Origin of the sequence: Plesiocystis pacifica SIR-1 (assembly GCF_000170895.1) — a bacterium.
GTDB lineage: Bacteria > Myxococcota_A > Polyangia > Nannocystales > Nannocystaceae > Plesiocystis > Plesiocystis pacifica.
In genome coordinates this window covers 1-11,291 of the sequence record NZ_ABCS01000175.1, presented here as the reverse complement: position 1 = coordinate 11,291, position 11,291 = coordinate 1, and the positions used below count along the sequence as shown (strand labels likewise).

General features: G+C 71.4%; 10 protein-coding genes. 6 read left to right on the top strand and 4 right to left on the bottom strand.

Annotated elements, in window-relative coordinates; translation table 11 throughout:
• Nucleotides 1-111 precede the first annotated feature (111 nt).
• Nucleotides 112-1,128, bottom strand: a complete 1,017-nt coding sequence (locus PPSIR1_RS40070; RefSeq protein WP_006977051.1) for an ArsA-related P-loop ATPase — start codon at nucleotides 1,126-1,128, stop codon at nucleotides 112-114.
• A 300-nt stretch (nucleotides 1,129-1,428) separates the two neighbouring features.
• Here PPSIR1_RS40070 and map point away from each other — a divergent pair, with 300 nt between their 5' ends.
• From map to PPSIR1_RS45305, 5 genes are all read left to right on the top strand, one after another.
• The gene (gene map / locus PPSIR1_RS40065; protein ID WP_006977050.1) at nucleotides 1,429-2,286 is read left to right on the top strand and encodes a type I methionyl aminopeptidase; all 858 of its coding nucleotides are present in this window, start codon (nucleotides 1,429-1,431) and stop codon (nucleotides 2,284-2,286) included.
• 11 nt (nucleotides 2,287-2,297) lie between these two features.
• Nucleotides 2,298-3,044 (top strand): DUF429 domain-containing protein, encoded by a 747-nt coding sequence (locus PPSIR1_RS40060; RefSeq protein WP_198154727.1) that lies wholly within the window; start codon nucleotides 2,298-2,300, stop codon nucleotides 3,042-3,044.
• A 161-nt stretch (nucleotides 3,045-3,205) separates the two neighbouring features.
• Nucleotides 3,206-3,502 (top strand): SCP2 sterol-binding domain-containing protein, encoded by a 297-nt coding sequence (locus tag PPSIR1_RS40055; RefSeq protein ID WP_006977048.1) that lies wholly within the window; start codon nucleotides 3,206-3,208, stop codon nucleotides 3,500-3,502.
• Nucleotides 3,503-3,611: 109 nt separating this feature from the next.
• Nucleotides 3,612-4,664 (top strand): alpha/beta hydrolase, encoded by a 1,053-nt coding sequence (locus PPSIR1_RS40050; RefSeq protein WP_006977047.1) that lies wholly within the window; start codon nucleotides 3,612-3,614, stop codon nucleotides 4,662-4,664.
• 177 nt (nucleotides 4,665-4,841) lie between these two features.
• Nucleotides 4,842-5,885: a lipase family protein gene (locus PPSIR1_RS45305; protein WP_006977046.1), complete on the top strand. Its 1,044-nt coding sequence runs from the start codon at nucleotides 4,842-4,844 to the stop codon at nucleotides 5,883-5,885.
• Here PPSIR1_RS45305 and PPSIR1_RS40040 read toward each other — a convergent pair.
• From PPSIR1_RS40040 to PPSIR1_RS40030, 3 genes are all read right to left on the bottom strand, one after another.
• A complete protein-coding gene (locus PPSIR1_RS40040; protein WP_006977045.1) occupies nucleotides 5,874-7,535 on the bottom strand; it encodes a sulfatase family protein in 1,662 nt (553 codons plus the stop codon). The two genes, PPSIR1_RS45305 and PPSIR1_RS40040, sit on opposite strands and share 12 nt — an antisense overlap.
• A 17-nt stretch (nucleotides 7,536-7,552) precedes the next feature.
• Nucleotides 7,553-8,689, bottom strand: a complete 1,137-nt coding sequence (recA, locus tag PPSIR1_RS40035) for a recombinase RecA (RefSeq protein ID WP_006977044.1) — start codon at nucleotides 8,687-8,689, stop codon at nucleotides 7,553-7,555.
• 102 nt (nucleotides 8,690-8,791) lie between these two features.
• Nucleotides 8,792-10,108 (bottom strand): CinA family nicotinamide mononucleotide deamidase-related protein, encoded by a 1,317-nt coding sequence (locus PPSIR1_RS40030; RefSeq protein WP_006977043.1) that lies wholly within the window; start codon nucleotides 10,106-10,108, stop codon nucleotides 8,792-8,794.
• A 413-nt stretch (nucleotides 10,109-10,521) separates the two neighbouring features.
• Here PPSIR1_RS40030 and PPSIR1_RS40025 point away from each other — a divergent pair, with 413 nt between their 5' ends.
• Nucleotides 10,522-11,283, top strand: a complete 762-nt coding sequence (locus PPSIR1_RS40025; RefSeq protein ID WP_006977042.1) for a Stp1/IreP family PP2C-type Ser/Thr phosphatase — start codon at nucleotides 10,522-10,524, stop codon at nucleotides 11,281-11,283.
• The last annotated feature ends 8 nt before the right edge of the window (nucleotides 11,284-11,291 follow it).

Here is an 11,291-nt window from a genome sequence, read left to right as displayed (position 1 = left end):
CGACGCTGTGGTCGACCCCACTGCGAGGAGCGGCGACACAGCCATTCGGGTTCCAGTGCCGCTCCAAACCCGGCGCGGATTCGGACACGTGGTACTAGGAGCCCGCGGGCTTCAGGCCACACCGCGCACCTCCTCGAGCTCGCGCAGGTCTCGACCTTCGCGCAGGGCCGCGAGCAGCTCGGCGAGGCGCTCGGGGTCGTCGACGCCCCAGGGCCACCACGGCACGCTCAGCCACGGCGGGCTGGGCTCGCGCTTGGCCTCGAGCCAGGCCTGGACCGTCGCGCGCTGGCTCAGCCCGGTGGCCTCGATGGCCGCGACGGTGTCCGCGAAGATCCGAAGCCCTGGGTCCGCCCCCTCGACCGCGCCCAACGCTTCGGCCCCGCCGAGCAGCGGCCGCATCTGGTTGATGACCAGGGCGTCCACGGCGATGTTCAGCTCCCCGCGCAGCGCCCCCGCGAGCTCGCCGAGCTCGGTCAGCGGCCACGACTCGGGCAGGCCCACGAGCACCGCGGCGGTCTGCTCCGGGTCCTCGAGGGCGGCGACCATGGCCACGGCCTCGCGGGTCAGCGGACCCTCGGCGACGGTGTCGACGATGGCCCGGGGCACGCCCAGGACCAGGCGCAGGTGACCCGAGGCGGGGCCGTCGAAGATCAGCGTGTCGAAGTCGCGGGCCCGACACGCGACGTGCCAGGCCTTGCCGAGGATCGCAAAGTCGTCGAGGCCGGGGATGGCCCGCATCAGCCGGCGCACGGCCTTGTTGCCGAACACCGCGTGGCTCAGGCGCGCGCGCCCGGTCACCAGGGCGCCGTACTCTTCGATGCAGGTCGCGGGCACCAGGCGCTGGATCCACAGGCCCGGGGAGACCTCCCGGGGCTGGTCTTCGAGGCGCTCGGCGCCCAGCATCCACGCGAGGCGATCGTCGTGGCCCGTGGTCGCGACCAGCACGCGTCGGCCCTGGCTGCGGCCGCGGTCCGCGAGCGCGGCGCCCAGCAAGGCCGCGACCGTGGTCCGCCCGACCCCGCCCTTGCCGCTGACGACGATCAGCCGGCGCCGCGACAGGGTCTCGGCGAGCTCGCCAAAGGCGACGCCCGACGCGGACTCGGGAGCGGGCTGAGCTCGATCCGACACGGGGCCGGGAGCGTGGCACAGCTGCGCCGGGCTGGCCAGCGCGGGGCCTCCCCCAATGCCGGGCCCGCGGGGCCCAGAACCCTCAAATTGGGCCCGAAGGTGGCTGACCTCGGGCTGGAGCGAAGGCGCGCGAGGGCTGTCCGACCCCCGCGACGCGCACGCAGAGCCACCGCGCCGATCTCCGCGCGATCTCCAGAACCCTCAAATGGACCGTTCGGGCGGGCTTTCTGGCGCCCCCAGACACCCCCTCGGCCCGCGACGGGGGTTACCCTCGATCCAGCCTTCGCCCTGAGCAACGCCATGGCCGTCGAGATCAAGACCCCCGCCGAGATCGAGAAGATGCGCGTCACGTGCCGCTTCGCGGCCTCCGTGCTCGACTTCATCGCGCCCCACGTCGTCCCCGGTGTGACCACCGCCGAGCTCGACAGGCTGTGTCACGAATTCATCGTCGACCACGGCGCCTACCCGGCGCCCCTGCACTACCGCGGCTTCCCCGGCTCGGTCTGCACCTCGGTCAACGAGGTCAGCTGCCACGGCGTCCCCGGCAAGCGCGCGCTCGAAGACGGCGACATCATCAACATCGACGTGACCACCATCGTCGACGGGTGGTTCGGCGACACCTCGGAGATGTTCGGCGTCGGCGAGCTCTCGGCCGAGTCCGCGACCCTCGTCGACGTCACCCGCCAGAGCATGTGGCTGGGCATCCGCGAGGTCGCGCCCGGCAAGACCATCGGGGACATCGGCGCGGTCATCCACGAGTTCGCCAACGGCCTGCACGGCTACGGCGTGGGCGAGGCCTACTGCGGCCACGGCATCGGCCGCGAGATGCACATGCCCCCCCAGGTGCCCCACGTCGGCAAGCGCAACACCGGCGTGCGCCTGCGCCCGGGCATGACCTTCACCATCGAGCCGATGATCAACGCGGGCAGCCCGGACTGCGACCTGCTCAGCGATCGCTGGACCGTGGTCACCCGCGACCGCAAGCGCAGCGCGCAGACCGAGCACACCGTGCTCGTGACCGAGTCGGGCTACGAGGTCCTGACCTTGCGCCCGGGCTGCTGGCTGCCCGACGACGAGCCCCGCCGGCCCGTGGGCGAGCACGGGCTGCGCCGGCGGACGGCGCCCGCCGTGGCCGCGGGTGGGGGCGCGCGGCGGTGATCACCCTCGGCGTGGACCTGGCGAGCCAGCCGGCCAAGACCGCCGCCGCGCTGATCGAGTGGAGCGCCAAGCGGGCCAAGGTCCTGCGCCTGAGCGTGAACGTGGACGACGCCGCCTTGCTCGACGAGCTCGTGCCCAAGGCCGCCTTCGTCGGCATCGACGCGCCCTTTGGCTGGCCCCTGGCCTTCGTCGAGATGGTCTCGCGCCACGGCGCCGGCGCGGCCGTGAGCGAGCCCGGCTGGTCCGACCTGCGCCGCCGAGCGCTGCGTCTGCGGACCACCGATCGCTGGGTCTTCGACGAGCTCGGCCGCCTGCCGCTGTCGGTGTCCTCGGACTGGATCGCCGTGCCCGCCATGCGCTGCGCTCACCTCCTGGGCCACCTCGGCGTCGTCGATCGCTCCGGCGGCGTCTCGGGCCGCGGCAAGTCGCGCCGGGCGATCAGCGAGGTCTACCCCGGCGCCGCCCTCCAGGCCTGGGAGCTGCCCTCGCGCAACTACAAGGGCCGCGATCGCCGAGACGCGCGCGCGGCCCTGCTCGACGCCCTGCTCGAGCGCGCGCCGTGGCTGGATCTCGCGCCGCGCCACCGGGAGCGCTGTCACGAGAGCGACGACTGCCTCGACGCCGTGGTCGCGGCCCTCGTCGCCCGCGCCCAGGCCAAGGGCGTGACCCGCCCGATCCCCGAGCTCGCGCAAGCGGCCGCGCGCATCGAGGGCTGGATCGTGCTCCCCCGCGAAGGCACCCTCCACCGCCTGGTTTGAGCGTTCGGGCGAGCAGACTCGGCCCCACGCTGCGTGCAATCGGCTGCGCGCCGCAACCATGAGCATGCTCGGCGTTCGCCTTGACCCACCGGCCTGAACGGGGTTTACTGCCGGCCAGTGGCCGACGGTTCGAAGCGGTGCGGCCAGGAAGGATCCTAGCGATGAGTCTCGAGAGTGCGACCAACACCATCAAAGAGCGCGTCGGCGACGACGCTGGCCTCGGCGCGACCCTGATGTTCGACTGCGGCGACGCCGGCGTCGTCTACATCGACGGGAAGTCGACCCCCAACACCGTCAGCAACGACAAGCGCGATGCCGAGTGCACCGTGGGCCTGACCCTCGAGGACCTCGAGGCGATGCTCGCCGGCGACCTCGCCCCGACCACCGCGTTCATGAGCGGCAAGCTCCGCGTCGAGGGCGACATGGGCGTGGCCATGAAGCTCCAGAGCCTGATGTAGCTCGGCTTCCACCGTCGTGGTCCAACCACGGCTCAGGGCTCTCGCCCGCGCGCGCGTCTTCGGTGTTCCGAGGGCGCGCGTTCTCGTTTGGCGGTACAAAGGCGGCGCCATGCCCCGCCACAACTTCGCCCGCCCCCGCGGACAGCTCGTCGAGCTCACCCTCGAGTCCAAGGCCCTCGCCGGCAACGCCCTGGGCGACCCGAGCACCCGCAGCTGCGCGGTCTACCTGCCCCCCGGCTACGACCCCGACGCGCCCGGCGGCTTCCCCCTGTTCGTGGCCCTCGCGGCCTTCGGCGGCACCGGCTTCAAGCTGCTCAACTGGCAGAGCTTCGGCGAGTCCCTGCCCCAGCGCCTCGATCGGCTGATCGAAAGCGGCGCCATGGGGCCCGTGGTGCTCGCCCTGCCCGACGGCTTCACGCGCCTGGGCGGCAACCAGTGGGTCAACTCCGCGGTCCTCGGCGACTGGGAGACCCACGTCCTCGACGAGCTCGTGCCCGCCCTCGAGGATCGCTTCAACGTCAGCGAGCAGCCCGAGGGCGGCCCCGTCCAGCGCGCGGTGTTCGGCCACAGCAGCGGCGGCTACGCGGCGCTGATCCACGCCATGCGCCACGGCGATCGCTGGGGCGCGGCCGCTTCGCACAGCGGCGACGTCGGCTTCGAGCTGGTCTACGGCCGCGAGTTCCCCGGGGCCCTCGCCGAGCTCGCCCGCTTCGACGACGCCGGCGCGTTCCTGGAAAAGTTGTGGGCCTCCGACAAGATCCGCGGGCGCCAGTTCAACACCCTCATGCTCCTGGCCATGGCGGCCACCTACGCCCCCGAGGCCGACGCCCCCTACGGCGCGCGCTTGCCCGTCGACCCCCGCACCTGCGCCCGCGATCGCGAGCGCTGGGCCCGGTGGCTCGCCCACGATCCCCTCGAGCTGGTCGAGGCCCCCGGCAGCGTCGCGTCGATGAAGCGCCTCGCCAGCCTCTACCTCGACTGTGGCTTCCGCGACGAGTACTTCATCCACTTCGGGACCCGGGCCCTCGTGGCCAAGCTCGAGGCCGCTGGCGTGCCCCACCTCTACGAGGAATTTGATGGCGGTCACTCGGGCGTGAGCCATCGACTCGATCGCTCCTTGCCGCGGATGTACCGAGCGCTGCGTCCCGGCGCCGACTCGTGAACTGGGCCGCCTGACTTTCACGCGGCATTCGGTCCTCATTTGACCGCGAGTTCCGCGTGAGTCGACCGCCTTGCCGCGCGCGGAAAGGCGTGCCTAGATTGCGCCGTGACCCCAAAACGGCTTTCCAACGCTCATCTGAAGGCTCTTAGCTTCGCCGCCTCGTTCGCAACAATTGCCGTGGTCGCTCCCGGGTGCACGGATGACGGCGGTGATGAAGGCACGGAAGTCGGCACCGACGAGGCCGAGACCGACGCCGAGACCACGGACAGCGAGACCGGCAGCGAGGACGCCGGGCCGACCGATACCGACTCCGAGTCGACCGAGGGTGAGACCACCGAGGGCGAGACCACCGAAGGCGAGACCACCGAAGGCGAGACCACCGAAGGCGAGACCACCGAGGAGGAGAGCACCGAAGAGGAGAGCTCCACCGACACGGGCAACGCCGAGGGGGCCGACTACGCCCAGCCCGGGCCCTACTCGGTCAGCGTCAGCAGCGGGAGCGAGCAGGCGGTCCAGGGCTGCACCCTCGAGTACGAGCTCTTCGAGCCGTCCGAGGACCTCGCCCCCGACACCGCCGTGTTCCTCGCCCACGGCTTCATGCGCTCCATCGACGACATGGCCCCGACCGCCGAGCACATCGCCAGCTGGGGCGTGCGCGTCTACACCGTCCCGCTGTGCACCAACTCCTTCACCATCGACCACGCCCTCAACGGCGAGGCGATGGCCGCCCTCGGCGACTCCCTCTCGCCCTCGGGCGCGGTCTACTCGGGCTTCTCGGCCGGCGGCCTCGCGGCCTACCTCGCCGCCAGCCAGGCCAACAACGCCGTCGCCTTTGTCGGCCTCGATCCCGTCGACAACGGGGGCATGGCCGCGGCCATCAGCCTCGACGTGCCTGCCCGGGCGGCCATCGCCAACCCCGGACAGTGCAACACCAACAACAACTTCACCGACGTGTTCGCCAACCTCCCGGGCGCGCCCATGCTGCGCGTGGTCGGGGCCGAGCACTTCGACTTCGAGACCGACGCGTGCGCGCCCGGAGACTTCAGCTGCGGCTTTTGTGCGCCCGCCGGCCCCGACACCCGCTCCGTCGCCCTGGGCCTGAGCACCGCCGGCGTGCTGCTCGAGACCGGGGCCGACCCCGGCGGCGCGAGCTGGTGGAGCCCCGGCGGCAGCTTCTTCGACGAGCTCGTCCAGGGCGGCAAGATCCAGCTAGTCCAGTAGCGCGACTTCTCCGGCTTTGGGCCCGCCCACCGCAGCCCGGGCGGCGCCCAGCCGGCGCACGAGCGCGGCCTCGATCTGGGCCGTCGCCGACTGGCCCGCGAGGTTGCGCGCCTCCGCCGGATCGGCCTCGAGATCGAAGAGCTCGCGCTCGCCCGGGAAGCGCTGCCTTGGGTTGAGCGCGAGGGTGTCCAGGACCGTCCCGCGGGGATCGAAGGTCTGGCACAGCTTGTAGGGCCGCCCCTCCACGCTCCCGACCAGAGCCTCGACCCCCGTCGCGCAGCCGTCGATGGGCGTGTAGTGCAGCATCGACAGGCGACGCAGCGCCGGCGCTCGCCGGGTCACGGCGGCGAGGCGCTGGTTGCCGTTGACGATCGCGTCGGCGGTCACGAAGTAGCTGTCGAGCTCGGCGCGCTCGGCCAGCAGGTCCTGCCCGGGCCAGGGGCGCGCCTTGGGGAAGCGCTCGTCCAGCTGCGTCTCCAGCCGCGCGCGCGCGGCCGTGCCCTTGCCCGCCCCCGCCAGGCCGAGGATCGTCGGCAGCAGATCCAGGTGCGAGCTGCGCTCCTCGACCCGCTGTCCGGCCCGCGCGCGCAGCTGCGGCGCGCGAACCACGAAGGGCACGCGCACCGTCTCCTCGAAGGCGTTGAACCACTTTTGATGCATGTCGTGGGCGCCGAGCAGCTCGCCGTGGTCGGCCGTCCAGATCACCGCGGTCTGCTCGGCGAAGGGCTGGGCGTCGAGGGCGTCGAGGACCGCGGCGATGTGCCGATCGACCCGCTCGATCAGCGCGTGATAGAAGCGCCGATAGGCCTCGCCGCGCAGCTCGTAGGCCGAGCGGATCAGGTCCGGGGGCCCGTAGGCGCGCAGGTATCGGTCTCGATACTGGTTCCGCACGGGAGGCTCGCGGAGCAGCTCTTTGACGCCGAGCCCCGCCGTCGGCGGCGGCGGGCTCGACGGAACCCCCGAGCCCAGCCAGCGCGGACGAAACACCGACCACTCCGGCCAGAACACGATGTCGTGGGGGTTGACGAAGTTGACCGCGAGGAAGAAGGGCTTGCGCTCGCCGCCCTCGAAGCGGCGGCCGCGTTCGCGCAGCCACTCGACGGCCTGCTCGGCGTAGAGGGGATCGCGGATCGTGCCCGAGTTGTGCATCGCCGCGCCGTGGGGCTCGGGGCCGATCCAGCCGTCGAAACCAAAGGCCGAGAGCGGGTTCGCCTCGCGGTAGCGAGCCTCGCCCGCGGGCGCTCGAACGCCCCGCCTGCCCTCGCGCCGGACCGTGGCGACGGTGCCCTGCCCGTCGCGCAGATCCGCCGCCGACAGGTGCCACTTGCCGAGGTAGGCCGCGTCGTAGTCGAGGGCGCGCAGGCAGTGCCCCAGGGTCGGCAGCTGCGTCGGCGACAGCCAGCGCATCGCCGGGTCGTCGTGGCCCTTGGCCAGGCCGTCGGTCTGCGTGACCCCGTGGACCCAGGGCGAGTGGCCCGTGAACATCGACGCCCGGCTGGGCACGCAGGCCGCCGAGGCGATGCGGTGCTGCTCGAAGCTCAGCCCCGACGCGCGCAGCCGCTCCCGCGCCGGACAGCGCAGGGCGACGCGCTCGTAGCTCGGCCGCGCCCGGTCCTGATCGGTGATGATGAGGACGACGTTGGCGGCCACGCGCGCAGCCTAGCAGTCTACTTGCGCCGAGACTTGGCGGCCGTGGTCTTCTTGGCCCGCGGAGCCTTGACGATCGTCGCGCCGATCGGCGCGTCGGCGTCGAGGGGCCGCTCGCCCTCGGGCGCCGGACGATCCAGCCCGTGCTTGGACAGCACCTCGGCCTCGATGGCCCCGAAGATGTCCTTGTTCTCGCGCAGGAAGTCCTTGGCCCGCTCGCGGCCCTGGCCGATGCGGTCGCCCTTGTAGCTCAGCCACGCGCCGGCCTTGTCGAGGACCTTGGCCTCGACGCCCAGGTCGATGAGCATGCCTTCCTTGCTCACCCCCTCGCCGAAGTTGATGTCGAACTCGACCTCGCGGAAGGGCGGCGCCATCTTGTTCTTCACCACCTTGACGCGGGTGCGGTTGCCGGTGACCTGGTCGCCCTGCTTGATCTTGCCGATGCGGCGGATGTCGAGGCGGACCGAGGAGTAGAACTTGAGCGCGTTGCCGCCGGTGGTGGTCTCGGGGCTGCCGAACATCACGCCGATCTTGGAGCGCAGCTGGTTGATGAAGATGACCAGGGTGCGCCCGCGGGACACCGAGCCCGTCAGCTTGCGCAGCGCCTGGCTCATCAGCCGGGCCTGGAGGCCGACGTGGCTGTCGCCCATCTCGCCCTCGAGCTCGGCCTTGGGCGTCAGCGCGGCGACGGAGTCGACCACGATGACGTCGATGGCCCCGGAGCGCACCAGCATGTCGCAGATCTCCAGGGCCTGCTCGCCGTAGTCGGGCTGGGAGATGAGCAGGTCCTCGGTCTTGACCCCGATCTTGCGGGCGTAGCCGACGTCGAGGGCGTGCTCGGCGTCGATGAAGGCGCACACGCCCCCCTGGCGCTGGGCCTCGGCCACGGCGTGCAGGGTCAGGGTCGTCTTGCCCGAGGACTCCGGCCCGTAGATCTCGACGATGCGGCCGCGGGGCAGCCCGCCGATGCCCAGGGCGATGTCGAGGCCCAGGCAGCCCGTGGGCACGACCGGCACGTCCTGGCTGGGCAGCTTGCCGTCGGCCGACAGCCGCATGATCGAGCCCTTGCCGAATTGCTTTTCGATGGTCGCCAGGGCCAGGTCGATGGCCGCGGAGCGCTGGTCTTGTTGCTTGTTGACGGGGACGGGCTTGGGCATGGGATGAGTCCTGTGAGTCGGTGGGGGGCTGGCGGGGAGGAGTGCGTGGACCCTAACGCCAACGCGGGCGGGGACCTTGTCCAGCACAGACAAGGTGGGAGATCAGGAGGAGGAGTCGTCGACGCGCACGCCGAGCTCGAGGTGGTCCCAGGCGAGCTTGAGGGCCCACATGACCGTCGCCTTGCGCACGGTCTCGCGCTTGCCGAGGACGCGCAGGCGCTCGTAGGTGGTACCGGCGGCCGAGGCGATCGCCACGTCGACGGTGCCCACGGGCTTGTCCTTGCTGCCGCCGCCGGGGCCGGCGATGCCGGTGGTGGAGATCCCCAGGTCGGCGCCGAGGCGCTCCCGGGCGCCCTCGGCCATGGCGCGGGCGACGGGCTCGGACACGGCCCCGTGCTCGGCGAGGGCCTCGGCCGGCACGCCGAGCTGGCCCTCCTTGACGGCGTTGGCGTAGGCGATCACGCCGCCCAGGAACACCGCGGAGCTGCCCGCGACAGACGTGATCGCCTGACCGACGCCGCCGCCGGTGCACGACTCGGCCGTGACCACGGTCAGCCCGCGGGCGCTCAGGGCCTCGACCAGCGCCTGCGCGAGCTCGGGGCCGCCGTCGCCGGGGCCGATCGAGTAGACCGCAGGCCCGATCGCCTCGCGCAGCGCGTCGTCGAGGCCGGCGAGCTCTTCGGCGGTCGCCCGGGCCCCGTCGCCGGCCTCGCCGGGGGTCCCCTCGAGCAGCAGCTGCACCTCGGGGTAGCGCGCCCGGTAGTGGACGAACATGTTGGCCAGGCCCGGCGAGCGCTCCCGGGCCGCGTCGAGCACCGGCCCGATGACCTGCTGCAGCGAGGACTCCCCGCGGCCCACGGCCCGGTAGACCCGGCGCGCGCGCGCTTGCAGCTCGAAGCGCTCGCGCAGCCGCGGCACGACCTGCTCGCGGAACATCAAGTGCAGCTCCCGGGGCACGCCGGGCATGGAGTAGAGCCGACAGCCGCCGACGCTCAGGGCGAAGCCGGGCGCCGTGCCGATGGGGTTGTCGAGCACCGTCGCGCCCACGGGTAGATCGGCCTGTTTCAGGTTGGCCTCGACCAGCTCTCGGCCGTAGCGCGAGAAGAAGGCCTCGAGGCGCGCGACGATGTCGGCGTGGCGCTCGAGCTCGACGCCCGCAGCCTTGGCCGCGGACTGCACCGTGAGGTCGTCCGTCGTCGGGCCGAGGCCGCCGGACACCAGGCACAGCTCGACCTCGTCCCCGGCCGTGCGCATCGCCGCGACGATCTCGTCTTCGCGGTCGCGCACCGTCGTCGCCCGCACCACCTCGATGCCGAGCTTTCGACACTGCTCGCCGAGCCAGGCCTTGTGGCGGTCGACGATGTCGCCCGCGAGCAGCTCGTCGCCGATCGTGAGCAGGTGGGCACGGACGCGGGGCATCGGGGTCACGCTCACCGACCACTGAGCAAATGTCAAGCCCCGCGGACGGTTGGAGATCCGACTTGGAGATTGGGCTGGCCGCGGCCTCCGATCAACCTCCGATTGGGTCTCGATTGGCCCCTCGACCCAGAAAAACCGAGTTCTGAGATCGGACCCGCGTGCAGAGATCTCCCGCCCTCAGCCAACTCCGCGCCTAGCGCGCTCCCCTTCTGGATCCGGCCGCGAAGATTTTGATGCGGCTCCGAGCGACCGGTCCCCGGGCCCACGACCCACCTGGGAACGCGACGGCTTCGGCCCGTGACCCCCGCGGTGAGATGTACAGCGCGACTCACCCAGCAGCCTCGACGAAATTCATCGCGGTGATTGGACTTTGATTTTCAGACGGCGCCGTCGTCGTCTACCATCGTCCGACCGTGCGTATCCGCTACGCAGCCAAGACCGACGTCGGGATGAAGAGGACTCACAACGAGGACTACTTCGCGCTGATCGAGGATGAACAACTCTTCATCGTCGCCGACGGCATGGGCGGCCACGCCTGTGGCGAGGTCGCGAGCAAGCTCGCAGCGGACGTCGTCGGGGAGTTCTACCAGCACTCCCGCGACGCCGACGCGACCTGGCCGTACCGCTACGATCACAACCTCAGCTACGTCGAGAACCGCCTCGTCGCGGGCATCCGGCTGTCGAACCTGCGCATCTTCCAAAAGTCCCAGTCCGAGCCCAACCTGCGCGGCATGGGGACCACGGTCGTCGGCTGCCTGATCAACGGCGACCACGCCTACGTCGCCCACGTCGGGGACTCGCGCGTCTATCGAATCCGCAAGGACGAGATCAAGCAGCTGACCCGCGACCACTCCCTGCTCGAGGACTACAAGGACGCGCGCCCGGACATGACCGAGGAGGAAGCCCGCAACTTCCCCCACAAGAACGTCATCACCCGCGCCCTCGGCATGCGCGAGAACGTGGTCGTCGACATCAGCAAGTGGGAGATTCAAGACGGCGACCGCTTCGTGCTGTGCTCCGACGGGCTCTCGGGCATGCTGTCCGACGACGAGATCCACAAGATCGTCACCGGCGCCCCGGACCTCGAGGCCGGCGTGGGTGACTTGATCGACCAGGCGAACGCCGCAGGCGGCACCGACAACATCACCGCGATGATCGTCGAGTGTCGGTATTAGCTTGATGG